At 62.7% G+C, this 23,345-nt stretch carries 25 protein-coding genes; 15 read left to right on the plus strand and 10 right to left on the minus strand.

Annotated elements, in window-relative coordinates; genetic code table 11:
• Positions 1-105 precede the first annotated feature (105 nt).
• Positions 106-843: a Bax inhibitor-1/YccA family protein gene (locus tag V7S54_RS13035; protein ID WP_065374080.1), complete on the plus strand. Its 738-nt coding sequence runs from the start codon at positions 106-108 to the stop codon at positions 841-843.
• Positions 844-964: 121 nt separating this feature from the next.
• The gene (locus V7S54_RS13040) at positions 965-1,522 is read left to right on the plus strand and encodes a GNAT family N-acetyltransferase (RefSeq protein ID WP_065374234.1); all 558 of its coding nucleotides are present in this window, start codon (positions 965-967) and stop codon (positions 1,520-1,522) included.
• Between the two features lie 222 nt (positions 1,523-1,744).
• Here the strand turns inward: V7S54_RS13040 and V7S54_RS13045 are convergent, their stop codons facing one another.
• The 3 genes from V7S54_RS13045 to acnA all read right to left on the minus strand — a co-directional run bounded on the left by V7S54_RS13045 (position 1,745) and on the right by acnA (position 6,236).
• Complete coding sequence (locus V7S54_RS13045) at positions 1,745-2,149, minus strand: DUF2794 domain-containing protein (protein ID WP_065374081.1); 405 nt, start codon at positions 2,147-2,149, stop codon at positions 1,745-1,747.
• Between the two features lie 313 nt (positions 2,150-2,462).
• Positions 2,463-3,236 (minus strand): DUF1223 domain-containing protein, encoded by a 774-nt coding sequence (locus tag V7S54_RS13050; protein WP_082616169.1) that lies wholly within the window; start codon positions 3,234-3,236, stop codon positions 2,463-2,465.
• 309 nt (positions 3,237-3,545) lie between these two features.
• Positions 3,546-6,236, minus strand: coding sequence for an aconitate hydratase AcnA (acnA, locus tag V7S54_RS13055; RefSeq protein ID WP_065374082.1), 2,691 nt, complete (start codon positions 6,234-6,236; stop codon positions 3,546-3,548).
• 268 nt (positions 6,237-6,504) lie between these two features.
• On the opposite strand from acnA, the gene ccmA reads away from it, so the two are divergent.
• The 5 genes from ccmA to V7S54_RS13080 all read left to right on the plus strand — a co-directional run bounded on the left by ccmA (position 6,505) and on the right by V7S54_RS13080 (position 9,564).
• A complete protein-coding gene (gene ccmA, locus V7S54_RS13060; protein WP_065374083.1) occupies positions 6,505-7,155 on the plus strand; it encodes a heme ABC exporter ATP-binding protein CcmA in 651 nt (216 codons plus the stop codon).
• 36 nt (positions 7,156-7,191) lie between these two features.
• Positions 7,192-7,851 carry a heme exporter protein CcmB gene (gene ccmB / locus V7S54_RS13065; RefSeq protein WP_065374084.1) on the plus strand — a complete coding sequence of 220 codons (660 nt, stop codon included), beginning with the start codon at positions 7,192-7,194 and terminating at the stop codon, positions 7,849-7,851.
• 164 nt (positions 7,852-8,015) lie between these two features.
• Positions 8,016-8,786 carry a heme ABC transporter permease gene (locus V7S54_RS13070; protein WP_065374085.1) on the plus strand — a complete coding sequence of 257 codons (771 nt, stop codon included), beginning with the start codon at positions 8,016-8,018 and terminating at the stop codon, positions 8,784-8,786.
• A complete protein-coding gene (gene ccmD, locus V7S54_RS13075; RefSeq protein WP_082640735.1) occupies positions 8,783-8,959 on the plus strand; it encodes a heme exporter protein CcmD in 177 nt (58 codons plus the stop codon). The genes V7S54_RS13070 and ccmD overlap by 4 nt, the downstream gene beginning before the upstream one ends.
• Complete coding sequence (locus tag V7S54_RS13080) at positions 8,956-9,564, plus strand: DsbE family thiol:disulfide interchange protein (protein WP_065374086.1); 609 nt, start codon at positions 8,956-8,958, stop codon at positions 9,562-9,564. The genes ccmD and V7S54_RS13080 overlap by 4 nt, the downstream gene beginning before the upstream one ends.
• A 248-nt stretch (positions 9,565-9,812) precedes the next feature.
• Here V7S54_RS13080 and V7S54_RS13085 read toward each other — a convergent pair whose 3' ends face one another.
• The 6 genes from V7S54_RS13085 to V7S54_RS13110 all read right to left on the minus strand — a co-directional run bounded on the left by V7S54_RS13085 (position 9,813) and on the right by V7S54_RS13110 (position 16,223).
• Positions 9,813-10,406, minus strand: coding sequence for a DUF2585 domain-containing protein (locus V7S54_RS13085; protein WP_065374087.1), 594 nt, complete (start codon positions 10,404-10,406; stop codon positions 9,813-9,815).
• On the minus strand, positions 10,403-11,035 hold the full coding sequence (locus tag V7S54_RS13090) for a septation protein A (RefSeq protein WP_112995713.1): 633 nt from the start codon (positions 11,033-11,035) through the stop codon (positions 10,403-10,405). Before V7S54_RS13090 ends, V7S54_RS13085 begins: the two co-directional genes overlap by 4 nt.
• A gap of 108 nt (positions 11,036-11,143) precedes the next feature.
• Positions 11,144-12,925 (minus strand): signal recognition particle-docking protein FtsY, encoded by a 1,782-nt coding sequence (ftsY, locus tag V7S54_RS13095; protein ID WP_065374089.1) that lies wholly within the window; start codon positions 12,923-12,925, stop codon positions 11,144-11,146.
• A gap of 18 nt (positions 12,926-12,943) precedes the next feature.
• Entirely contained in the window at positions 12,944-14,218 is a 1,275-nt protein-coding gene (gene mtaB, locus V7S54_RS13100) for a tRNA (N(6)-L-threonylcarbamoyladenosine(37)-C(2))-methylthiotransferase MtaB (RefSeq protein ID WP_065374090.1), read from the minus strand.
• Positions 14,215-15,114, minus strand: a complete 900-nt coding sequence (gene dapF, locus V7S54_RS13105; protein ID WP_065374091.1) for a diaminopimelate epimerase — start codon at positions 15,112-15,114, stop codon at positions 14,215-14,217. The genes mtaB and dapF overlap by 4 nt, the downstream gene beginning before the upstream one ends.
• 92 nt (positions 15,115-15,206) lie before the next feature.
• Complete coding sequence (locus V7S54_RS13110; RefSeq protein WP_065374092.1) at positions 15,207-16,223, minus strand: MBL fold metallo-hydrolase; 1,017 nt, start codon at positions 16,221-16,223, stop codon at positions 15,207-15,209.
• Positions 16,224-16,431: 208 nt separating this feature from the next.
• Between V7S54_RS13110 and V7S54_RS13115 the strand changes: the two genes are divergently transcribed.
• From V7S54_RS13115 to trmD, 6 genes are all read left to right on the plus strand, one after another.
• On the plus strand, positions 16,432-16,821 hold the full coding sequence (locus tag V7S54_RS13115) for a MarR family winged helix-turn-helix transcriptional regulator (protein ID WP_234792991.1): 390 nt from the start codon (positions 16,432-16,434) through the stop codon (positions 16,819-16,821).
• Between the two features lie 255 nt (positions 16,822-17,076).
• Positions 17,077-18,642 carry a signal recognition particle protein gene (gene ffh, locus V7S54_RS13120; RefSeq protein ID WP_065374235.1) on the plus strand — a complete coding sequence of 522 codons (1,566 nt, stop codon included), beginning with the start codon at positions 17,077-17,079 and terminating at the stop codon, positions 18,640-18,642.
• A 13-nt stretch (positions 18,643-18,655) separates the two neighbouring features.
• A complete protein-coding gene (locus tag V7S54_RS13125; protein WP_065374094.1) occupies positions 18,656-18,991 on the plus strand; it encodes a chorismate mutase in 336 nt (111 codons plus the stop codon).
• A gap of 37 nt (positions 18,992-19,028) precedes the next feature.
• On the plus strand, positions 19,029-19,403 hold the full coding sequence (gene rpsP, locus V7S54_RS13130) for a 30S ribosomal protein S16 (protein ID WP_065374095.1): 375 nt from the start codon (positions 19,029-19,031) through the stop codon (positions 19,401-19,403).
• Positions 19,404-19,549: 146 nt separating this feature from the next.
• On the plus strand, positions 19,550-20,113 hold the full coding sequence (gene rimM / locus V7S54_RS13135) for a ribosome maturation factor RimM (protein ID WP_065374096.1): 564 nt from the start codon (positions 19,550-19,552) through the stop codon (positions 20,111-20,113).
• An 11-nt stretch (positions 20,114-20,124) separates the two neighbouring features.
• The gene (gene trmD / locus V7S54_RS13140) at positions 20,125-20,817 is read left to right on the plus strand and encodes a tRNA (guanosine(37)-N1)-methyltransferase TrmD (protein ID WP_065374236.1); all 693 of its coding nucleotides are present in this window, start codon (positions 20,125-20,127) and stop codon (positions 20,815-20,817) included.
• On the opposite strand, the gene V7S54_RS13145 is transcribed toward trmD, so the two are convergent.
• Complete coding sequence (locus V7S54_RS13145) at positions 20,799-21,545, minus strand: sulfite exporter TauE/SafE family protein (protein WP_065374097.1); 747 nt, start codon at positions 21,543-21,545, stop codon at positions 20,799-20,801. The genes trmD and V7S54_RS13145 overlap by 19 nt on opposite strands.
• Positions 21,546-21,869: 324 nt before the next feature.
• On the opposite strand from V7S54_RS13145, the gene rplS reads away from it, so the two are divergent.
• Entirely contained in the window at positions 21,870-22,406 is a 537-nt protein-coding gene (rplS, locus tag V7S54_RS13150) for a 50S ribosomal protein L19 (RefSeq protein ID WP_065374098.1), read from the plus strand.
• Positions 22,407-22,531: 125 nt separating this feature from the next.
• On the plus strand, positions 22,532-23,341 hold the full coding sequence (locus tag V7S54_RS13155; protein WP_065374099.1) for a basic amino acid ABC transporter substrate-binding protein: 810 nt from the start codon (positions 22,532-22,534) through the stop codon (positions 23,339-23,341).
• The last annotated feature ends 4 nt before the right edge of the window (positions 23,342-23,345 follow it).

A 23,345-nucleotide genomic window follows, 5' to 3' on the forward strand; every position in this document is an offset into this window, starting at 1 on the left:
CATGCTGGAGCTCCGCAGCGGCGCCTGGGCGTGGAAGCCAGCCTTCCAAAGCAGACGTTCGCCGCCCGACACCGTAACTTCCACCGGAGCTTAAATGAGGAAACAATGGCTGATCTGAGAAACTACCAAACCCGAATGTCGCCCGCCGGCGCTCAGGCGGGTGCCGTGATCGATGAGGGCCTTCGCGCGTACATGCTGAAGGTCTACAACCTGATGGCCCTGGGCCTGGCGATCACAGGCGTGGCAGCTTACGGAACCTATGCGCTTGCCGCCTCCAATCCGGCATTCGCCCAGCTCATCTACGCTTCGCCCCTGAAGTGGGTCGTGATGCTGGCGCCGCTGGCGATGGTCTTCTTCATGAGCTTCCGCATTAATTCGATGAGCGTCTCCGCAGCACAGACGGCGTTCTGGATCTACGCCGCCCTGATGGGCTTGTCGCTGTCGTCGATCTTCCTGGTCTTCACCGGCCAGAGCATCGTGCAGACGTTCTTCGTCACGGCCGCTTCGTTCGGTGCGCTGTCACTTTACGGCTACACGACCAAGAAGGATCTGTCGGGCTTCGGCACGTTCCTGATCATGGGCCTCTTCGGCCTGATCATCGCGTCGATCGTCAACATCTTCCTTGCTTCGTCGGCCCTCGGCTTCGCGATCTCCGTGATCGGTGTTCTGATCTTCGCTGGCCTTACCGCCTACGACACGCAGAAGATCAAGGAAATGTACTATGAAGCCGACGACAGCACCGTTGCCGGCCGCAAGGCGATCATGGGCGCTCTGACGCTCTACCTCGACTTCATCAACCTGTTCATGTTCCTGCTGCAGTTCATGGGCAACCGGAACAACTAAGCTTGAAATGAATAGCGGAAAAGGCGGCCTCGGCCGCCTTTTTTGTTGCCGGAAATAGTTGATCGCGTCCCGGCCTCATGGGAGTGAAGGACGACGAAACCTCGAGATGCAGTTTGCCGCCATGTCCCTGAGTTTGCGTGACGCCGCCTTGGCCGACCTTCCTGCCATCACCGCGATCTACCGCGAGTCCGTTCTGAACGGCGTCGCCACCTATGAGATCGAACCGCCTTCCGAGGCGGAGATGCGAAACCGCTTCGAGACGATCATCAACAACGGCTACCCCTATATGGTCGCATGCGATGGCAGCGGATCGATCGTCGGCTATGCCTATGCGTCCGCCTTCCGGACGCGCACGGCCTATCGCTTTCTGGTCGAGGATTCGATCTACCTGGCGCCGGAAGCGCGCGGCAAGGGTGCCGGCAAGGCGCTGCTTGTCGAACTCATTCGTCGTTGCACCGAGCTCGGCTTCCGGCAGATGGTTGCGGTGATCGGCGGTGCCCACCCGGCGTCGATCGCCGTACACAGCTCGCTCGGCTTCGAGCATCAGGGCACGATGAAAGCGACTGGCTTCAAGCATGGCCGTTGGCTCGACACGGCGATCATGCAGCTCGCGCTTGGCGAGGGCCAGACGAGCGATCCGCCGGAAGACGTCTATCCGGACACGCTTTATCAGAACTGATCGCCGCCTCGCGGACGCCCGACATGCGCTGATTGCAGTGAGCCGTCCCGGGGCAGGTCAAAGCCCAGCGTCGGAAGAGGTCGCCGCGCATCTCACCGGGACGCCGGTGCGGATCAGGTCTCAAGGCGCGTCGCGATCTTGCAGTCCGCTCCCAGCGCTTCAAGTTTCTGATATTTCGCATGTCGTTATTGCAAACCGCCGCGCACTTTCGCGCGACCTGCTTCAGGTTTCCACCAGCTTCAGGACCTTGTCGAACACCTTGAGCACCTGGGCGAGCTCATGGCCGCGTTTCAGGATCGTGCCGTGAATGTTCAGCACGCTATAGGCGCCCTGTTTCGTCGACAGCTTCGGGTTCTTCTCGATCCGGTAGAGCGGCATTTCGCCCGAACGCTTGAACACCGAGAAGACCGCGCGGTCCTTCAGGTGGTCGATGGCGTAGTCCCGCCACTCGCCTTCGCCGACCATTCGACCGTAGACCCAAAGGATCTGGTCCAACTCGCGGCGATGGAAAGTGATGGGGGGAGGGTTCTTGGCGTTCTTGTATTCGTGAAGATCGACGACCACTTCGGAAGTGGTCTCGCGCTGATGGCGCGCCTCGCCTTGCGGCAAATCCGGCTCATCGGTCATCGGCAATCCGGCCTTCTGTTGTGACAGAACGATAACAGTGTGCCTGACGTGAGCCGAAAAGCAAGCCGGAAGCCGTTGGACGATGTGGGCATTTCTTACCTCTGCCCCATTTCAGTCAAACCGCCGCCCCAATTCACCGCAAAACTCGCGAGCGCTGACGGACAGAGTCGTTGCCACCGTATGTCCGGTCAGGTCGTCATGCTGCGGGAGTTCACCGAACGCAGCCATGGCCGGTTCGGTCCGGTAACTTCGAACCCTCAGCCCCAGCCCCTCGATGCTGCCGGGCCGAACCACCCCCTTGCGCCGCGCCCGCTTACAATTTGCCTTGCGGGCCGGCGAGCACGGCCGTGGCGCCGATGATCGCGCCCGGCGTTTCCTTGTCCTTCATCGATTGCAAGAGAACGGCACAGCCGCTGTTGCCGGGCCGCTCGGTCAGAACCGTTGCGGGAAGGGTGAAGGTTGCCGGCTTTCCGTCCCACATGCCGATCGTCTGAATGTCGCGCACGGCATGCCAGTAGGGGATTTCCTTGCCGCTGTTCTCCCCCTTCTCCATCTTCACCACTTTCGCGCGGTCGAAATAGACGACGACGACGTTCGCCTTGCCGATGCCGCTACCGACGTTGATCTGGATTTCTTCGCCCTCAATCTTCGCCTCGACGGGAACGGCAAGCCCCTTGCCTTCGGCCTTCATCGTCTCCAGCCGCGTCTTGATCGCCTGAAGATTGCCGCCGTTGACATGGTCGCGCCCGTTCAGGATCGCCTGGGGCGTATAGACGCCATTGCGGCCGAGCATGCGCGCATAGGCGTATTGCCGTTCGGTATTTTCCTTGGAGGCCAGGGTGTCCGCCCAACCGAGATAGTTCCAGTAGTCGACATGGTAGGCGAGCGCCACGACGTCACCTCCATCGACAAGGGCCTTCAGTGCCGCATCGGCCGGCGGGCAGGAGGAACAGCCCTGGCTGGTGAACAGTTCCACGACGCCTTTGATCACCTGTCCGTCCTGTGCCCCGGCCGGTGCACCAGCGGCTGCGAACAGCCCGAAAGCCAGTGCAAAAGGGCGAATGAAAGAACGGTCTGCGGATGTCATGGCGTCACTTCGTTGGGGGCCGTCGGCCTACTCCTTATGGGGGAGTTCATTACATACGCCGGCCACGCATCAACGGGAAGTCACGTTGGAGTGAGGTGACGGGTGAGCACGGGCTTGTGTTGGACGTTCTGGGATTTGACGACCAAAGAAAGAGCCGGGGCGCCTTTCGACGTCCCGGCTCCAATGCTTTGCGATGGTTCTACAGCGCCGCGCGTCTTATCAGACGCGCAAAGGTCGCTGTAGCACTTTGATTTTCTGCATGTCTTCGTCCTTAAATCGAGATCGATTTAAGGAGACATGCAGTAGCGATCAGGCGGCGAGGTCGCGCAGAACCGTCTGCAGGATGCCGCCGTTGTTGACGTAGGTCACTTCGTCCAGCGTATCGATCCGGCAGATCAGCGGAATTTCCTTCACGCTGCCGTCGCCATAGGTAACCTTGGCAACGCGCTTTTCGCGCGGCTGGACATTGGCGAGGTTGTCGATGGTGACGATTTCATCGCCCTTGAGGCCCAGCGATTCCCAGGTCGTGCCCTCTTCGAAGACGAAGGGGATGACGCCCATGCCGACCAGGTTCGAGCGGTGGATGCGCTCGAAGGACTGCGCGATGACGGCCTTGACGCCGAGCAGGTTGGTGCCCTTCGCAGCCCAGTCGCGCGACGAACCGTTGCCGTATTCGACGCCGGCGAAGATGACGAGCGGAACGCCCTCTTCCTTGTACTGCATGGCGGCGTCGTAGATCGACATCTCTTCCTTCGACGGATAGTGGATGGTGTAGCCACCTTCCTTGCCGTTCGGGCCGAGCATGTGGTTGCGGATGCGGATGTTGGCAAAGGTGCCGCGCATCATCACCTCATGGTTGCCGCGACGCGTACCGTACTGGTTGAAGTCGGCAACGCCGACGCCATGACCGATGAGGTAGGCACCAGCCGGCGAGGCAGCCTTGATCGAACCGGCCGGCGAGATGTGGTCGGTGGTGATCTTGTCGCCGAACAGGCCGAGAACGCGCGCACCCTTGATGTCGGAGATGCCTGAGCCGGACTTGCCCATGCCGACGAAGTAGGGCGGGTTCTGCACGTAGGTCGAGCCATCGTCCCAGGCGTAGGTCTGGCCCGGAGGAACCTGAACGGCCTGCCAGTTTTCGTCGCCCTTGAACACGTCCGCGTACTTGGTCGCGTAGAGTTCACGGGTGACGTACTTGAAGATGAACTCCTGGATTTCCTTCGAGGTCGGCCAGATGTCCTTGAGGAAGACCGGGTTGCCGTCCTTGTCTTCGCCGAGCGGTTCGTTGGTCAGGTCCTTCTGGACCGTACCGGCGAGTGCGTAGGCAACGACGAGCGGCGGCGAGGCGAGGTAGTTCGCCTGAACGTCCGGCGAGATACGGCCTTCGAAGTTGCGGTTGCCGGAGAGAACGCCGGCAGCAATCAGGCCCTTGTCGTTGATCGTCTTGGAGATCGGCGCCGGCAGCGGACCGGAGTTACCGATGCAGGTGGTGCAGCCGAAGCCGACGAGGTTGAAGCCGAGCGCGTCGAGGTCCTTCTGCAGGCCCGACTTGGCGAGGTATTCGCCGACGACCTGCGATCCCGGTGCCAGCGAGGTCTTGACCCACGGCTTGGACTTCAGGCCCTTGGCGACCGCGTTGCGGGCGAGCAGGCCGGCGGCAATCAGCACCGACGGGTTGGAGGTGTTGGTGCACGACGTGATCGCAGCGATGGCAACGTCGCCATGGCCGAGATCGAAGTCCGTGCCTTCGACGGCGTAGCGGTTCGAAATCTGGCCCGGCTTCTTGTAGTCGCCTTCGAGTGCGGTCGCGAAGCCCGATGCGATGCTTTCGAGCGGGATGCGGCCTTCCGGACGCTTCGGACCAGCCATGGCCGGTACGACGTCGCCGAGGTCGAGTTCCAGCGTGTCGGTGAAGACAAGCTCCGAGCCGTCACCGTCGCGCCACATGCCCTGCGCCTTGGAATAGGCTTCGACCAGCGAAATGCGCTGCTCTTCGCGGCCGGACATGGTGAGGTAGTTGATGGTTTCGCTGTCGACCGGGAAGAAGCCGCAGGTCGCGCCGTATTCCGGACCCATGTTGCCGATGGTGGCGCGGTCGGCGAGCGTCATGTTGTCGAGGCCCGGGCCGAAGAATTCGACGAACTTCGAAACCACGCCCTTCTTGCGCAGCATCTGCACGACCATCAGCACGAGGTCGGTCGCGGTGACGCCTTCCTTCAGCTTGCCGGTCAGCTTGAAGCCGATGACTTCTGGCAAAAGCATGGAAACCGGCTGGCCGAGCATCGCAGCTTCCGCCTCGATGCCGCCGACGCCCCAGCCGAGAACGCCCAGGCCGTTGATCATCGTGGTGTGGCTGTCGGTGCCGACGCAGGTGTCCGGGTAGGCGGTAATTTCGCCGTCTTCTTCACGGGTCCAGACGGTCTGGCCCAAATACTCCAGATTGACCTGGTGACAGATGCCGGTGCCGGGCGGAACGACGCGGAAGTTCTTGAACGCCTGCTGGCCCCACTTCAGGAAGCGGTAGCGCTCGCCGTTGCGCTGGTATTCCAGCTCGACGTTGCGGGCAAAGGCGTTCGGCGTGCCGAATTCGTCGACGATGACGGAGTGATCGATGACGAGGTCGACGGGAACGAGCGGGTTGATCTTCTCGGGGTCGCCGCCGAGCGAGACCATGGCGTCGCGCATGGCAGCAAGGTCGACTACGGCGGGAACGCCGGTGAAGTCCTGCATCAGCACGCGGGCCGGGCGGTAGGCGATTTCGTTTTCAGCCGTGCCCTTGTCGTTCAGCCAGGCGGCAACGTTCTCGATGTCCTTCTTGGTGACGGAGCGGCCGTCTTCATTGCGCAGCAGGTTCTCGAGCAGAACCTTCATCGAGTAGGGGAGTTTGGAAACGCCGGCGAGACCGTTCGCCTCCGCCTTCGGCAGGCTGTAATAGACGTAGTCCACACCGTTGACGGTGAGCGTGGAGCGACAATTGAAGCTGTCTAGGGATTTGGACACTGGATAATACCCCGTTCCGTCTGATCGCCAAAAACTGACGTACGAACGCCCGAGCGCAATGAAGCGCGAATTGGGATGCGGGTGCGGCCATTTCCGCTGTCCGTACGTGGAAATTCATTCCATGTTCGGCGCTAGGATGAAATTCACGCCGACCGCTGGCGTGTTGGCCGCCTTATAGATAATTTCTCCAAAACGTGCCAGAGCAACGAAGGTCCAATTGGAACTTTTTTTGCTCTGCGGAAGACGCGCGAAGGGAAGTCTAATATTCATGCGCCTGCTGGCTGAAGGTTTGAGTGCGAAGCGCGGCGAGGATCTGATTTTTAACGATATTTCCTTTGCGCTCGATACCGGTGAGGCCCTTGTGGTGACGGGTCCGAACGGCTCGGGAAAGTCCACTTTGCTTCGGGTTCTGGCCGGGTTGCTGAGCCCCGAAAGCGGGCATTTGAAACTTGAGAATGCCCCCCCAGAAATAGCTCACCCGTCGGAGCTCAGCCACTATCTCGGGCATCGCAACGCGATGAAGCGCGAATTGACCGTCGCAGAAAATCTTTCCTTCTGGCAGCGTTTCATGGGCGATTCGCCGGGTGGCCTTGGCGTCCCCCTCAGCGAGGCCGTCGAAGCGGTCGGCCTGCCTGATATCGCGCATCTGCCCTTCGGTTATCTCTCCGCCGGTCAGCAGCGCCGCATGGCGATGGCGAAGCTGCTCGTCGCCCATCGCCCGATCTGGATTCTCGACGAGCCGACCGCAGCACTCGACGCCGGCGCCGATCGGCTGTTCGCCGACCTGGTAAAGGCGCATCTCGCCAAGGGCGGCATCGTGATCGCAGCGACGCACCAACCGCTCGGGCTCGATCAAACGAGGGAATTGCACATGAAGGGCTTCGAGCATTTCGCGGGAGGGCTCTGGCATGATGCGTAAAAGCGCGTCCGTGCTCGCTGCCGGGAGAATGCCGGCATGATCGCGCTCTTCTTCCGTGATCTGAAGCTGTCGATCCGCGCTGGGGGTGGGGCGATGATCGGCGTGCTCTTCTTCATGACCGTGGTCGCGGTCATTCCCTTCGGCGTCGGCCCGGATCTCAATCTGCTTGCGCGCATCGGTCCGGCGATCCTCTGGATCGGCGCGCTGCTCGCCTCGCTGCTCGGTCTCGATCGTCTGTTCCAGGCGGAGCGCGACGATGGTTCGCTCGATCTCATGCTGATGCAGGAGACGCCGCTGCTCTTTACCGTCTTCGTCAAATGCGCGGCCCATTGGGCATCGACCGGCCTGCCGCTGGTGATCGCCTCGCCCTTGCTCGGTCTCTTCATGAACATGAGCGAGATCGCGATCGGTGCCACCATGCTGACACTGCTGATCGGCACGCCGGCGATCACCTTCATCGGTGCGGTTGGTGCTGCCGTCGCTGTGTCGCTGCCACGGGGCGGGCTGCTGGTGTCGATCCTCGTGCTGCCGCTTGCGATCCCCGTGCTGATCTTCGGCGTCAGCGCCGTCTATGCGGCGATCGAGGATCCGGCGCCGTTCCTGCCGCCCCTGATGATCCTTGCGGCTATCACGCTGTTCTTTGCCGTCATCGGGCCGGTTGCCGCCGCCGCCGCACTTCGGCACGCGTCCGATTGACGCAATCGGAGCGGAACGGCTGAAACAGTTTGCGGTTTTCCGTCGTAGCCGGCGCTAAGTCATTCAGATCGATCACGTTTATGATTGGCGGTCCCAACTGATCGTGATCGGTCGATTGACGCGGATCAATTGCAGCAGGGGGACTTAAGCGTTAAAGAGCCATCATGAGCGAAAACAGCCTGGCCATCCGCAAATTCAGCGATCTCGCCAACCCGACACGGTTCCTGGCGCTGGCCGACCGTCTGCTGCCGTGGCTTGCCGGCCTGACAGCGCTGTTCTTCGTCGTCGGCCTCTGGCTTTCCTTCATGACGGAAGGCGACTACCAGCAGGGCGAGACCGTGCGCATCATGTATGTGCATGTTCCGGCCGCCTGGCTGTCGATGATGTGTTATTCGGTGATGGCGCTGGCAGCGCTTGGCACGCTCGTTTGGCGCCATCCGCTGGCCGACGTCTCTTCGCGCGCGGCCGCACCGATCGGCGCCTGTTTCACCTTCCTGGCGCTCGTCACCGGCTCGCTTTGGGGCAAGCCGATGTGGGGCACCTGGTGGGTCTGGGACGCGCGGCTGACCTCGGTCTTCGTGCTGTTCCTCATGTATCTGGGACTGATGGCGCTCAACCGCGCGATCGACGACCCTGCGCGATCCTCCAAGGTTTCCGCAGTGCTGGTGCTGGTCGGTTTCGTCAATATCCCGATCATCAAGTTCTCGGTCGAATGGTGGAACACGCTGCACCAGCCGGCGAGCGTCATGCGGCTCGACGGGCCGACGATCGATCCGGAGTTCCTGTGGCCGCTGATCATGATGGCGGTTGCCTTCACGCTTCTGTTCTTCACGCTGCACATCGCCGCCATGCGCAACGAAATCCTGCGCCGGCGCGTCACGGCGCTGCGCCGTCTGGCGGCGCGCAGCGCTGGCCGGGGAGCGCGCACGAAATGATGAGCCACGCCGCCTACGTCTTCACGAGTTATGGAATAGCGACGCTGACCGTCCTCGGCCTGATCGCCTGGGTGGTTCTGGATGGGCGCGCGCGTCGGCGTGAGCTTGCCGAGCTTGAAGCATCCGGCATCCGCCGTCGCTCCGCCGAACCGGCATCGGGAGAGACACGATGACCAGCACTCCTGCGCCCGGCAGCGACGAGCGCAAGCCGGGGCCGATGCGTTTCGTGCTCGCGGCACTGCCGCTCATCATCTTCGCCGGGCTTGCGGCGATCTTCTGGAGCCAGCTCAATTCCGGCAAGGACGTGAGCGAGATCCCGTCCGCACTGATCGGCACGAAGGCGCCGAAACTCGACCTTCCTGCACTCGAAGGGGCGACCCGCGATGGCCAGCCGATGCCGGCGCTGACCGACGTGGCGATCAAAGGCAAGCTGACGCTAGTCAACGTCTGGGCCTCCTGGTGCGTGCCCTGCCGTCAGGAGCATCCCTTCATTCTGGAACTGTCGAAGGACCCGCGGCTCACCGTCGTCGGCATCAATTACAAGGACCAGAACGAAAACGCGCTGCGTTTCCTCGGCGAGCTCGGCAATCCCTTCTCGGCGATTGGTGTCGACCCGCGCGGCAAGGCGGCGATCGACTGGGGCGTCTACGGTATTCCGGAATCCTACCTCGTGGGTGCCGACGGTACGATCCTCTACAAGCGCGTCGGCCCGTTCGACGAGAATAGCGTGAAGAATGGACTGCTGCCGGCGATTGAGAAAGCTGCCGCGGGTTCGTGAGTGCATAAGCTCCTCTGTCAGAGCCACCCCCTCATCCCGCTGCCGCGACCTTCTCCCCGCAGGCGGGGCGAAGGAGACTCGCGGCGCCCGAACGCCTAAATCTCCGCACTGCACCAAGGCGATGCACGACGGTCCTTGCTCTCGAGGGTAAACAGAATAGAAGCGGATGCCCCAAGTTCCTTCTCCCCGTTTACAGGGAGAAGGTCGCGGCAGCGGGATGAGGGGCGGCGGCGAAGTCCGAAGCCCGACTAAATCCCCGCCTGCCAATCCCTGACGGCATCGAGCGGCCAGACCAGCATCAGCACGTTCAAAGTGAGATTGTCGCGGATCAGCCAGCCGGTGAAGAGTTCGAAGACGATGGCGATCGTCACTGTCAGCCAGACGGGCATGCGGGCCGCAAACATAAAGCCCGCCACCATCGCCAGCGTGTCCATGGTCGAATTCAGGATGCTGTCGCCGAAATAGTCGAGCGAGATCGTCGCGGAGCGATAGCGGTTGATCACCATGGGGGTGTTTTCGGCGATCTCCCAGGCGGATTCGATGACCATTGCCAGGAAGAGTTTGGCCGTCAGCGGCTTGCGGCGCAAGAGCAGGTGGCCGAGGCCGTAGAACAGGAAGCCGTGGATGATATGGGAGGGTGTGTACCAGTCGGCGATGTGCTGGGAGTTGCCGCTGGATTTGACGACGGGTTCGAACAGTTTGACGTAGCCGCAGTCGCAGATCCAGATGCGGCCCATCAGATGCTGGGTGACGATCTGGATCAAAAGAACCGCGAAACAGGCGGCGAGCCAGAGGAGTGCGTGCCGGTTGCGGCTGTCATTCTCCTCAAGGGCGGTGCTCACTCGGCGTTCTCCTGGTCAAGCGAGTGTTTCATGATCAAGGGCATCTGGGCGAGCGTGAAGAGAATGGTGATCGGCATCGTGCCCCACACCTTGAAGGCGACCCAGAAATCGGTCGAGAACGAGCGCCAGACCACTTCGTTGAGCACGGCCAGGAACACAAAGAACACACCCCAGCGCAGCGTGAGCTTGCGCCAGCCGTCCTCGTCGAGCTTGAAGGCGGAATGGAAGACATAGCCGAGCAGCGACTTGCCGAAGAGAAGACCGCCGAGCAGGATCGCGCCGAACAGCGTGTTGACGATCGTCGGCTTCATCTTGATGAAGGTGTCGTTCTGCAGCCACAGCGTCAGCGCACCGAAGACGAAGACGACGATGCCTGAGATCAGCGGCATCATCGGCAGGGTGCGGGTCAGCATCCAGGAGACGGCAAGCGCGATCGCGGTCGCGGCCATGAACAGGCCGGTGGCGATGAAGATCGGACCGCCGAGCTCGGCGAGCGCCGGGAAATGCCCGGCCAGCCATTCGCCGCGCGAATTGGCGAAGAAGAAGACCATCAGCGGTCCAAGCTCCAGCACCATCTTGAGCAAGGGGCTGACTTCCTTCTGCGGCTTGGTAGCCTCGATCGACGACATCTGGGGGTCCTGTTTCTGCATGTGCCTGCTGCTCATAACACCAGCTTTGCGGCAAAACCATATCAAGGCAACGGTCCCGCGCAAATGCGCGGGCGCAGAACGGCCTCGTCAGGCGGCAACGCCGGCGATCGCCTCGGCGAAATCCTTGGCCTCGAAAGGCTCCAGATCGTCGATGCCTTCACCGACGCCGATGAAGTAGACCGGCAGCTTGTGCTTGGCGGAGATGGCGACGAGGATGCCGCCGCGCGCCGTGCCGTCGAGCTTGGTCATGATCAGACCGCTGACGCCGGCGACGTTGCGGAAGATCTCCACCTGCTGCAGCGCGTTCTGTCCCGTCGTGGCATCGAGCGTCTGCAACACCGTGTGCGGCGCATCCGGATCGAGCTTTCCGAGCACGCGCACGATCTTTTCGAGCTCGGCCATCAGTTCCGCCTTGTTCTGCAGGCGGCCGGCCGTGTCGATGATCAGCACGTCGGCCTTCTTTTCGCGCGCCTGCTGGAACGCCTCATAGGCGAGGCCGGCGGCATCGGCGCCGAGCTTTGAAGAGACGATGTCGGATTTGGTGCGCTCCGCCCAGATCTTCAGCTGCTCGATCGCGGCGGCACGGAAGGTGTCGCCGGCTGCAAGCATGACTTTCAGGCCCGCGCCCGAGAGCTTGGCGGCGAGCTTGCCGATCGTCGTGGTCTTGCCGGTGCCGTTGACGCCGACGACGAGGATGACATGCGGCTTGTGGCTGAGATCGAGCTCCAGCGGCTTCGCGACGGGCGACAACACCTTGGTGATCTCGCCGGCCATGATGCGCGAGACGTCCTCGCCGGAGACATCCTTGCCATAACGCTCGGAGGCAAGCGTATCGGTGATGCGCATCGCGGTCTCGACGCCGAGGTCGGCCTGGATCAGCAGGTCTTCAAGGTCCTGCAGCGTTGCTTCATCGAGCTTGCGCTTGGTGAAGAGGCTGGCGATCTGCCCGGTGAGCTGCGACGAGGTGCGTGCAAGCCCGCGGCGCAGGCGCTGGTACCAGGTGAGCTTTTCCTTCGGCGCGGCGGCGGGCTCGTCCCCAAGCTTGCGCTCGGTGGCGGAGAAGCCTTTGGGCAGGGCGGGGGTGGCGGCGATTACCTCTGCTTCGCCGGCCTCGGTCGGCGCGACTTCAGCCACGGCCTCTGCCGCATCGCTCTCTGCGGTTTCGAAGCTTTTGCGGAGGGCTGCGGCTTCACCCCCCTCTGCCCTGCCGGGCATCTGCCCCACAGGGGGGGAGATCGGGCTGGGCTCGCCCTCGGCATCAGCTACGGGTGTTTCGGCCGTCGTGATGACGCGTGGTTCGGCTTCGCCATCGTCCGCAGTTGGCAAGGCTTCTGCGGTGCCCTCGATGGTCTCGGCTTCGTGGGAGGTTACGATGATCTCTATGGAATCCGCTGGCTTCTCGTCGGCAACAGCTTCCGCGGTGGTTAGAGACGCATCGTCGATGGCTGCCTTGTTCTCCGCCTGCTCTCCCTCCTTGTGGGGGAGATATCCCAAAGGGACAGAGGGGGGTGCGGCAACAGCAACCTCAACCGATTCCGCATCGGCCTCGTCACGCGTCAACTCTTCGCTATCGTCGGAAGCGGGACCGCCCGCAGTCTCGATCTCGGCTTCGAGCACCGGATCGTCCTCGGAGAGCGGCAGTGTCTCGATATCGACAGGCGGCTCGAAGGCGGCGTCCGGGGTCTCTTCGGCAATTTCAGCCGCGGCGACAGGCGCAGACGGTTCCACCGCCTCGGCACTCGGTTCCGGGTGCTGCTCCGCCTCAGGCGCGACGACAATCGTCTCCTCGGGCGCGACATCCTGCGGTTTTGTCTCCTCCACCGCGCCCTTGCCGAAGGTGAAGATCCTCTTGATGAAACCCATTGCCATTCAGGAATTCCGCATAAATCAGGCCGCAGCCATCTGTTTTACCTGCATCGTCAGATGCTTGCCATTGTGGCCGGTGATCGTGACCGGGACAAGCGCGCGCGGTTTGAGGCCGGCGGCGTCGACGAGCGTGAAGTTTTGTGTGTGGGCGAGCCCGTTATTCTCGACCAGGATCGTCTGCTCGCTGCCGACCATGCCTTCGAGATGGCGGGCGTAGAGTGTCGCGCCGACTGCACGCAGGCGTGCGGCGCGGTCCTTGACGAGGCCACGGTCGAGCTGCGGCATGCGCGCTGCCGGCGTGCCTGGACGCGGGCTATAGGGAAAGACGTGCAGATGGGCGATGCCGCAATCGTCGGCGAGCTTCGCGGCATTCTCAAACATCTCCTCGGTCTCCGTCGGGAAACCGGCGATCATGTCGGCGCCAAGGCTGATCTCGGGCCGCAGCCGGCGGACTTCATCGGCGAAGGCGCGGGCGTCGGCGCTCGAGTGGCGGCGTTTCATGCGCTTCAGGATCAGGTCGTCGCCATGCTGCAGCGACAGATGCAGATGCGGCATGAAGCGCGCCTCGTCGGCGATCAGGTCGAAAAGGTGCTTGTCGGCTTCGATGCCGTCGATCGAGGAAAGGCGCAGGCGACTGATTTCCGGCACCTGTTTCAGCAGCGTCTTGGCGAGCAGGCCAAGCGTCGGCGCGCCCGGCAGGTCGGCGCCGTAGCTGGTGGCGTCGACACCCGTCAGGACGATCTCGCAATAGCCTGTTTCAACGAGCTTGCGCGCCTGGTCGACGACGGCGCCCATCGGCACGGAGCGAGAATTGCCGCGGCCATAGGGGATGATGCAGAAGGTGCAGCGATGGTCGCAGCCGTTCTGCACCTGGATGAAGGCGCGCACATGGCCGTCGATATGCTTGACCATCTGCGGTGCCGTCGCACGCACGCTCATGATGTCGTTGACGCGCAGCTTCTCTTCCGCCGAAACGCCGAAATCGGGCAGTGAACCATAGGATGCGCTTTTCAGCTTCTCCTCGTTGCCGAGCACGGCGTCGACCTCGGCCATTTCGGCAAAGGTCTGCTTTTCCGTCTGCGCGGCGCAGCCGGTGACGATGATGCGGGCATGCGGATTGTCGCGACGTGCACGACGGATCGCCTGGCGCGCCTGGCGCACGGCTTCGCCGGTGACGGCGCAGGTGTTGACGAGGATGGCGTTGTTCAGCCCCGCCTTCTCGGCTTCCGCCCGCATCACTTCGGATTCGTAGGTATTGAGGCGGCAGCCGAAGGTTATGACCTCGACGCCGCTCAAAGCGCCCGGGCTCCGCTCGCCTCGGTTTCGTCGCGCTGCCAGGTGCCGGTGGTCGGGTTCAGCGTGCCGGACCATTCCCATTCGGCCGGGCCGGTCATGATCACGTGATCATCGCGCTCGCGCCATTCGATCGTCAGCGGCCCGCCAGGCACGTTGACGACGACGTTGCGGTCGGTGCGCTCGGTGCGAGCGGCGCTGACGGCGGCCGCGCAGGCGGCCGAACCGCAGGCTAGCGTCAAGCCGGCGCCGCGCTCCCAGGTCCTCAGATCCAGTTCGCCGCGCGACAGCACCCGCGCAATCGAGATATTGGCGCGCTCGGGGAAGATCGGATGGTTTTCAAGCAGCGGGCCGAAACGCTCGAGATCGTAAGACCAGACGTCGTTGTCGACCCAGAAGATCGCGTGCGGATTGCCCATGGAGGCGACCGAGGGCGAATGCAGCACGGGATTGTCGATCGGGCCGATCTGCAGCTCGATGCGGCGCGTGTCGTGAAACTCCTCGGAGAGCGGGATTTCGTTCCAGGCAAAGCGAGGGCTTCCCATGTCGACGGAGATGGTGCCGTCGTCGTGTTCCTTGGCCTCGAGCAGACCGGCGACCGTATGAAAGAGGAAGGCCTTCTTGCCGGTTTCGGCGGCGAGCGCCTGAACGACGCAGCGCGTGCCGTTGCCGCAGGCCTGCGCCATGGAGCCGTCGGAATTGACGATGTCGATCCAGGCGTCGGTGCCGGTGGCCTTGGGGTCGTGGATCGCCATGATCTGGTCGAAGGCGGTTGCCGGGTCGGCATTAAGCGCGATCGCGGCAGCTGGCGTCACCCGATCTTTCCGGCCGCGCATGTCGACGACGAGGATCTTGTTTCCAAGCCCGTTCATTCTGGCGAATTGCACGTTGTCGGTCATGTGGCGATGGTCCAAACCGGCCCGCGTCAAGCAGGGCACCCTTCATTCGGGCTGTATATGGCGGAAAAGCCCGGAAATTACCAGTGCCGCCTTCATTCCGCGGCGGATGCCGTGGCAGGCACATCGAAGACCTCGCCGGGACGAAGCGGCCGGAAGCGGGCGCGGGCGATGCCGGCCGCGTCTAGCGCTCGTTCCAGCGCCAGCCGCGGCTCGTCGACACCCTCGTCGGTCAGGCGGAACGTGCCCCAGTGGTGACCGGCGACATGGGCGGCGGCACAATCGATCATGCCGCGGACTGCCTCTTCCGGGTTCTGGTGCTGGTCCTGCATGAACCAGCGCGGTTCGTAGGAGCCGAACGGCAGGTTGGCGAGGCGGAAGGGCCCGTGTTTTTCGCGGGCGGCCCGATAGTTTATGCCCTCGTGAAAGCCGGTGTCGCCGACATGGTAGATCTTGCCCGCCGGAGTCTCCAGAACGAAGGCGGCCCAGAGCGCCATGCGGCGGTCGCGCGAGCCGCGGGCCGACCAATGATGGCAGGGCTCCGCGTGGATGACGATGTCGTCACCGCAATCGACCCGGTCGTCCCAGTCGACCACCGTTATCTCGGCTTCGGGAACGGTGCGGCGAATGATCGTATCGTTACCGAGCGGGGTGATGATCCGCGGCCCATGCTCCTCGTGAAGGGCGGCCAGCGTTTCGACATCGAGATGGTCGTAATGGTTGTGGGTGACGAGCACGATGTCGATCGGCGGCAGATCTTCGAGCTCGATGCCAGGGGCGTTGCGGCGCTGCGGGCCGGCAAAGGCGAAGGGGCTGGCGCGATGCGCCCAGACGGGGTCGGTGAGAATGTTCAAGCCGTGCACCTGGATGAGCAGCGTCGCATGGCCGATCATCGTCACGCGCAGGCGTTCGCCTTCGACGGCCAGTTCAGGCTTGGTCTGTGCGAATGGGCTTGGATTGTGCGCCGGCCAGCGAATCTTGCCGCCGCCGAATTGCCAGCGCAGCAAATCAGCCATGCCCTTGGGCGGCCTGCCGCCGGGATTGAAGAAGCGCGTCCCGTCGAAATGGTCGGAGACGGGGCCGCGGTAGTATGGATTCTGCGATTTCTTCATCCCGAGCCTTTCGGCATGTCTTGTGATTGCATGAAATGGTGCGCCGGCGCATCCGATGGAAGATCGGGCTTTAATAAATTCTTGAAAACAGCAACTGGATTGCTATCGTGCTTTCATGCTCGTTCGATTCGACCCGCATGAACGCCTCTACAAGACCCTTCGGCTGGTCCGCTCCGTCCATCTCAATATGCAACGAGCGTCGGAGCATATGCTCGATGGCGCGGGTATATCCGTGGCGGAGCGCGCGGTTCTCGAACTTTTTTGCGAAGTGCAGCTGACTGTGCCGGACGCGGCACGTCGCCTGTCGATGAAACGGCAGTTCGTGCTGCGCATCGTCACCGGGCTGATGGACAAGCAATTGCTGGAACGGCAGCCGAATCCGGAGCACCGACGCGCCTATCTTTGCGTCCCGACCGCCGCCGGACGCGATCTGTTCGAGGAAATCCATCGCCGTGAAGTCGAGATGCTGCACGCCTTGCTCGGCGATATCAATCAGACCGAAGTGGTGGCTACGCTCCGGGTGATGACGCGGGTGGCGACGGCCTTTGAGCAGCTGGCGGGCGAACTGGATGCAGCCGTCGAGGGCGAGGCGCTCTGAGCCAAAACGCCGTCATTGCCCTGCCGTCCTTGACTTTTGCCGCGCTTTCCTGTTTATCCGCCGCAATTCCTTCGCAAGCTCAAGTCTTCGAAGCCGCCGACCGGGTCCCGTAAAGGTGTAAAGAGAACCCGGAGGTCAACATCCGACAGCGCGTTGCGCCCTCGGGTGGTTTTTGGCTTTGCGCCTTGTTTTCTGCGCGAAGGAACCCACGTTTCCGGCGAGTTGATCGCCACCGGAAACCAGAAGGAAGTGAGAATGTTCGAGAGCCTCCAGGACCGCCTTGGTTCCATATTGAATGGACTGACCGGCCGCGGCGCATTGTCGGAAGCCGATGTTTCCGCTGCGCTTCGCGAGGTTCGCCGTGCGCTGCTCGAAGCCGACGTCGCGCTCGACGTCGTGCGCTCCTTTACTGAAAAGGTTCGTGAAAAGGCCGTCGGCGCCGAAATCCTGAAGTCGATCAAGCCTGGCCAGATGGTCGTCAAGATCGTCCATGATCAGCTGATCGAGATGCTCGGCTCCGAGGGAGTCACCATTGACCTCAACGCCCCGGCGCCTGTTGTCATCATGATGGTCGGTCTGCAGGGTTCGGGTAAGACGACCACCACCGGCAAGATCGCCAGCCGGATGAAGACGCGGGACAAGAAAAAGGTCCTGATGGCTTCGCTCGACACGCGTCGTCCGGCCGCCCAGGAACAGCTGCGTCAGCTTGGCGTGCAGACCGGCGTCGATACGCTGCCGATCATTGTCGGCCAATCGCCGACCGATATCGCCGCGCGCGCCGTCCAGGCTGCCAAGCTCGGCGGCCATGACGTCGTCATCCTCGATACCGCCGGCCGTACCCATATCGACGAGCCGCTGATGATCGAGATGGCGGAGATCAAGCGGAAATCCAATCCGCATGAAATCCTGCTCGTCGCCGACGCGCTGACCGGTCAGGACGCCGTCAATCTCGCCCGCAACTTCGACGAACGCGTCGGCATCACCGGCCTGGTGCTCACCCGCATGGACGGTGACGGCCGTGGCGGTGCAGCGCTGTCGATGCGTGCGGTCACCGGCAAGCCGATCAAGCTCATCGGCGTCGGCGAAAAGATGGGCGAACTCGAAGAGTTCCATCCGCGCCGCGTCGCCGACCGCATCCTCGGCATGGGCGACATCGTCTCGCTGGTCGAAAAGGCGGCCGAGAACATCGACGCCGAAAAAGCGGCCGCCATGGCCGCCAAAATGGCCAAGGGCAAGTTCGACCTGAACGACCTCGCCGACCAGCTTGGCCAGATGCAGAAGATGGGCGGCATGGGCGGCATCATGGGCCTGATGCCTGGCATGGCCGGCATGAAGGACAAGATGGCCGCCGCCGGTCTCGACGACAAGCTGTTCGGACGCCAGATCGCCATCATCTCGTCAATGACCAAGGCCGAGCGCGCCAATCCGGATCTGCTCAAGCATTCGCGCAAGAAGCGCATCGCCGCCGGTTCCGGCACCGATGCTGCCGACATCAACAAACTTCTGAAGATGCACCGCCAGATGGCGGACATGATGAAGATGATGGGCGGCAAGGGCAAAGGCGGCATGATGAAGCAGATGATGGGCGGCCTTGCCAACAAGATGGGGCTTGGTGGCCTCGGTGGCGGCGGCATGCCCGACCTGTCGAAGCTCGACCCGAAGCAGCTCGAAGCGCTGCAGAAGCAGGCGGAAGCAGCCGGCCTCAAGCCCGGTGGCATGCCGGGCCTCGGCGGCGGTGGCCTGCCCGGTCTGGGCGGCGCCAAGCTTCCGGGCCTCGGTGGCGGTTTCCCCGGCCTTCCCGGCCTGCCGAAGAAGAAGTGAGGATCGGTGAGAGATGATTGATCCCGAAATCAAACAGGAATTGGCGGGTTACCGGCAGTCGATCGACAACATCGATGCCGCACTCGTCCACATGCTGGCCGAACGCTTCCGCTGCACCCAGGCAGTCGGCGTTCTCAAGGCCAAGCATGATCTGCCGCCGGCCGACCCGGCGCGCGAAGAATACCAGATCGAACGCCTGCGCCGTCTGGCCAAGGATGCCAATCTGGATCCGGATTTCGCCGAGAAGTTTCTGAACTTCATCATCAAGGAAGTCATCCGGCATCATGAAGCCATCGCCGCCGATCGTTCGCATAACGCGGGCAACGCCGGCACAAACCATTCCGCTTGAACGAAGCGGTCAAGAAAGCCTGCAAGGAGTAACTGAAATGGCACTGAAAATTCGTCTCGCCCGTGGCGGTTCCAAGAAGCGTCCGTACTACCAGATCGTCGTTGCCGACGCCCGCAGCCCGCGTGACGGCCGTTTCCTCGAGAAGATCGGCTCCTGGAACCCGATGCTCGGCAAGGACGACGAAAAGCGCGTCGAGCTCGACGCCGAGCGTATCGCTCACTGGATCGCCCAGGGCGCCCAGCCGACCGACCGCGTTCTGCGTTTCCTCGACCAGGCCGGTCTCGCAAAGCGTCCGGCTCGCAACAACCCGGCCAAGGCCCTTCCGGGCAAGAAGGCTCAGGAGCGCGCTGCTGAAGCCAAGCAGAAGGCTGAAGACGCCGCTGCTGCCGCTGCAGAAGCTGCCGCAGAATAATAGCCGGCAAATGGTTTGAAGCGGGATGCACGGGCTTCCGTCCGCGTCCGCTTCCAACCTGTCGCGACTTTAAGGAAACGGGTGGCATTTCCATGCTGCCCGTTTTCCGTTATGTGCACCCTGAACTCCCGAAATGGACACGGACGATGAGCAAACTCGAAAACCCGGTTCTGATGGCGACGATCGGCGCGGCGCAGGGCTTGCGCGGCGAGGTCAGGGTCAAATCCTTTACCGACGACCCGACGGCGCTCGGCGACTACGGCAATTTGCACAGCGCCGACGGACGTGTTTTCGAGGTGCTGGAAATCCGCGAGGCGAAGAACGTCGTCATCGTGCGCTTCCGTGGCGTCAACGATCGCAACGCCGCCGAGGCCCTCAACGGCCTGGAACTCTTTATCGAGCGCGACAACCTTCCGGACGACGATCTGGACGAGGACGAGTTCTTCTACGCCGATCTCGAAGGGCTGGAAGCGATCGACGGCAATGGCACCAGCTATGGCAAGGTCAGCGGCGTTTTCGATTTCGGCGCCGGCGATCTTCTGGAGCTGAAAGGTCCGGGCCGGCGCCCGGTGCTGATCCCTTTCACCGAGTGGTCGGTGCTGGAGATCGACCTGGAAGCGGGCAAGCTGCTGGTCGATCCGGTGGCTGCCGGTCTTTCCGAGGACAAGGACCAGGATTCGGGCAATCCGTTTTCCGCCAAGCGCAAGTGAGCGATTCGGCGATGACGTTTCGTGCGACTGTCCTGACCCTCTATCCCGAAATGTTTCCGGGCCATCTCGGCGCGTCCCTTTCGGGCAAGGCGCTGGAGCGCGGCCAATGGTCGATCGAGCCGGTGCAGATCCGCGATTTCGCCGAGGACAAGCACCGCACCGTCGACGACACGCCGGCCGGCGGCGGAGCCGGCATGGTGCTGAAGCCGGACGTGCTCGCCCGCGCGATCGACCATGTCTCGGAGGGTGACGACCGTCCACGGCTGTTGATGAGCCCGCGCGGTCGCCCGCTGACGCAAGAGCGGGTGCGCGAGCTTGCGGCCGGGCCTGGCGTCGTCATCGTCTGCGGACGCTTCGAAGGCGTCGACCAGCGGGTGATCGATGCCCGCGGCCTCGAAGAGGTTTCCATAGGCGACTATATTCTTTCGGGCGGCGAGCCGGCTGCGCTGACGCTTCTCGATGCCGTGGTGCGCATCCTGCCTGGTGTCATGGGCAACGAGCTTTCCGGCGTGCATGAAAGCTTCGAAGGCGGTCTGCTCGAACATCCGCACTATACCCGTCCGCAGGTCTTCGAGGGCCGTGAGATCCCCGCGGTTCTGACCTCGGGCAATCACGGCGCCATCGCCAAGTGGCGCGAGGCGGAGGCGCGGCGCCTCACCGCCGAGCGCAGGCCCGACCTTCTCGATCAGCCCGTGAAGAAATAATAGGCGGCAAGCAGCAGGCCGACGGCGACAACCAGTGCGCGGATGACGGCCTGCGGTACCCTCCGGGCCGCCCAGACGCCGCTGTAGCCGCCAAGTGCTGCCCCCGGCACCATGATTGCGGCATGCAGCCAGGAGACGACGCCGCCGGCGGCGAAGACGACGATGGCGATGGCCGCAATCACGATCGAGATGAAGTTCTTGAGCGCGTTCAGCCGGTGATAGCCGCCGCCGGTCGCCAGCCCCAGCACCGCCAGCATCATGATGCCCATGCCGGCGCCGAAGAAGCCGCCATAGATGGAGGTGACGAACTGGGCGCCGATGCCGGCCGGGTTGATCGCATGCTCGTCGACGCGCGCCTTGGGCTTCAGCAGCGGCCCGGCGGCGAAGATCGCCGTCGCCGCCAGCAGCAGCCAGGGCACGAGCGCGCGGAAGGAGGTGTTGGAAAGCGAAATGAGAAGCAGTGCGCCTGCAAGGCCGCCGAGCGCCGAGATCACACCGAGCAGGATGGCATAGCGCTTGTCGGCGCGGATCTCCTTGGCATAGGCGAGCGCCGAGGTGATGTAGCCCGGGAACTGGATGATCGACGAGGTCGCGTTGGCCACGATCGGCGAGAGGCCGCCAAGCGTCATCGCGCCGAAGGTCAGGAACGTTCCGCCGCCGGCGATGGCGTTGACGACGCCGGACAGGAAGCCGGCCGCAAACAGCATGAGCACTTCAAAGATATGCATGGTCTCCCCCGACCCACCACGCCCGGGATAGCCGGTGGCAGGGATGGCCGCAAGCCCGTCCGCTCGGACAATCGAGCATGCATCCATCCGGGTTTTCTGATAGAAAAGCGTTTCTTGCCGCGGATCGCCGAGAAAATATGGCTTCCGGGGATGACAAGGCGGATCGATTGGTGTATGTGCCGGCCCGGTTCGGGTTCTGTGCCCGTCGACCAAAACAAAGAATGGCGAATCCGCTCCTGCCGGTCCGGCAAGACCTGAAGGCAAGCCCGACAGGTTGATCGAGAGCGCTCTGGCTGTTTCAGAAGAACTTGAAAGGTTAGACCGATGAACATCATCCAGCAGCTGGAAGCCGAACAGGCCGCCAAGATTGCCGCCAAGCGCACGCTTCCCGAATTCTCCGCCGGCGACACGCTGCGCGTCAACGTTCGCGTTGTCGAAGGCAGCCGTACCCGCGTTCAGGCCTATGAAGGCGTCTGCATCGCTCGTTCGGGCGGCGGCATCAACGAAAGCTTCACCGTTCGCAAGATCTCCTACGGCGAAGGCGTCGAGCGCGTATTCCCGGTTTACTCTCCGCTCGTCGAGAGCGTCGAAGTTGTTCGCCGCGGTAAGGTCCGTCGCGCCAAGCTCTATTACCTGCGCGACCGTCGCGGCAAGTCGGCTCGTATCGTCGAGAACACCGGCACGCGCGCCCGCAAGCTGAACGAAGCCGAGCGCCAGGCGATTGCCGAGGAAAAGGCACGCATCGAGGCTGAAAAGGTTGCAGCAGCTCAGGCTCTCGCCGCCGAAAAGGCAGCAGCCGAAGCAGCAGAAGCCAAGGCAGCTGCAGAAGCCGCCAAGGCAGCAGAAGCTGCAGCGGAATAAGATTTCAATCCTCTCGGATTGTTGGAAAGGCGGCCTCGGCCGCCTTTCTTTTTTGGTACTATGCGCTTGTCTTTCCGACGGAATTTGTGACATTTTCCGCTGCCACACTTTTCGGGAGCCCTCCAATGACAATCCGTCGCCACGTGCTTGCGGGCATCGCAGCTGCACTTGCCGTTCCTTTCGCATTTTCTGCACCGGCTGTTGCCAGCGATCTGCCCGATCTCGGCGGCAAGACGGTTGTCGTCGTCACGGAGAACGCCTACCCGCCGCTGCAGTTCGTCGACCCGAAGACCGGCGAGGCCAAGGGCTGGGAATACGACGCCATGAACGAGATCGCCAAGCGGTTGAATTTCAAGGTCGAATACCAGAACACCAGCTGGGACGCGATGATCCAGGCGGTGCATGACGGCCAGTATCAGATCGGCATGACCGGCATCACCATCAAGGATGACCGCAAGGAAAAGGTCGACTTCTCGGATCCCTACATGCGCTCGCAGCAGTTCATGCTGGTGCGCAGCGACGAGACCCGCTTCAACGACGGCAAGAGCTTCGGCGCATTCGCCGACGGCCTCGTCGGCGCGCAGCCGGGTACCTCGCCGTTCTACACCGCCGTCTACGAAATGCTGGATGGCAACGAGCAGAACCCGCGCGTCAAGCTGTTCGAGACCTTCGGCGCGACCGTCCAGGCATTGAAGGCCGGCGACGTCGACGTGGTTTTGACCGACAGCGTCGCCGCCAAGGGTTATGTCGATTCCTCTGAAGGCAAGCTCAAGGTCGTCGGCGGTCCGCTCGGCACCGAAGACTTCGGCTTCATCTTCCCGAAGGGCTCGGACCTCGTCGCTCCGGTCAACGCCGCGATCAAGGCGCTGAAGGAAGACGGCACCTTCGATGCCCTCGATAAGAAGTGGTTCCTCGAATACAAAATGGGCGGCTGATCCG

The sequence above is a fragment of the Ensifer sp. CCNWLY38 genome (assembly GCF_037120565.1).
Taxonomy (GTDB): Bacteria; Pseudomonadota; Alphaproteobacteria; order Rhizobiales; family Rhizobiaceae; genus Ensifer; species Ensifer adhaerens_H.

Coding starts and splice junctions, on each gene's coding strand:
- rimM (WP_065374096.1), top strand. CDS start 19,550: ATGAGCAAACTCGAAAACCCGGTTCTGATGGCGACGATCGGCGCGGCG.
- ccmB (WP_065374084.1), top strand. CDS start 7,192: ATGATCGCGCTCTTCTTCCGTGATCTGAAGCTGTCGATCCGCGCTGGG.
- rpsP (WP_065374095.1), top strand. CDS start 19,029: ATGGCACTGAAAATTCGTCTCGCCCGTGGCGGTTCCAAGAAGCGTCCG.
- V7S54_RS13090 (WP_112995713.1), bottom strand. CDS start 11,035: ATGTCGTCGATCGAGGCTACCAAGCCGCAGAAGGAAGTCAGCCCCTTG.
- V7S54_RS13050 (WP_082616169.1), bottom strand. CDS start 3,236: ATGACATCCGCAGACCGTTCTTTCATTCGCCCTTTTGCACTGGCTTTC.
- ffh (WP_065374235.1), top strand. CDS start 17,077: ATGTTCGAGAGCCTCCAGGACCGCCTTGGTTCCATATTGAATGGACTG.
- V7S54_RS13125 (WP_065374094.1), top strand. CDS start 18,656: ATGATTGATCCCGAAATCAAACAGGAATTGGCGGGTTACCGGCAGTCG.
- V7S54_RS13110 (WP_065374092.1), bottom strand. CDS start 16,223: ATGAAGAAATCGCAGAATCCATACTACCGCGGCCCCGTCTCCGACCAT.
- ccmA (WP_065374083.1), top strand. CDS start 6,505: ATGCGCCTGCTGGCTGAAGGTTTGAGTGCGAAGCGCGGCGAGGATCTG.
- V7S54_RS13145 (WP_065374097.1), bottom strand. CDS start 21,545: ATGCATATCTTTGAAGTGCTCATGCTGTTTGCGGCCGGCTTCCTGTCC.
- V7S54_RS13070 (WP_065374085.1), top strand. CDS start 8,016: ATGAGCGAAAACAGCCTGGCCATCCGCAAATTCAGCGATCTCGCCAAC.
- V7S54_RS13155 (WP_065374099.1), top strand. CDS start 22,532: ATGACAATCCGTCGCCACGTGCTTGCGGGCATCGCAGCTGCACTTGCC.
- ftsY (WP_065374089.1), bottom strand. CDS start 12,925: ATGGCAATGGGTTTCATCAAGAGGATCTTCACCTTCGGCAAGGGCGCG.
- V7S54_RS13040 (WP_065374234.1), top strand. CDS start 965: ATGTCCCTGAGTTTGCGTGACGCCGCCTTGGCCGACCTTCCTGCCATC.
- V7S54_RS13045 (WP_065374081.1), bottom strand. CDS start 2,149: ATGACCGATGAGCCGGATTTGCCGCAAGGCGAGGCGCGCCATCAGCGC.
- rplS (WP_065374098.1), top strand. CDS start 21,870: ATGAACATCATCCAGCAGCTGGAAGCCGAACAGGCCGCCAAGATTGCC.
- trmD (WP_065374236.1), top strand. CDS start 20,125: ATGACGTTTCGTGCGACTGTCCTGACCCTCTATCCCGAAATGTTTCCG.
- V7S54_RS13115 (WP_234792991.1), top strand. CDS start 16,432: ATGCTCGATGGCGCGGGTATATCCGTGGCGGAGCGCGCGGTTCTCGAA.
- ccmD (WP_082640735.1), top strand. CDS start 8,783: ATGATGAGCCACGCCGCCTACGTCTTCACGAGTTATGGAATAGCGACG.
- dapF (WP_065374091.1), bottom strand. CDS start 15,114: ATGACCGACAACGTGCAATTCGCCAGAATGAACGGGCTTGGAAACAAG.
- V7S54_RS13035 (WP_065374080.1), top strand. CDS start 106: ATGGCTGATCTGAGAAACTACCAAACCCGAATGTCGCCCGCCGGCGCT.
- V7S54_RS13080 (WP_065374086.1), top strand. CDS start 8,956: ATGACCAGCACTCCTGCGCCCGGCAGCGACGAGCGCAAGCCGGGGCCG.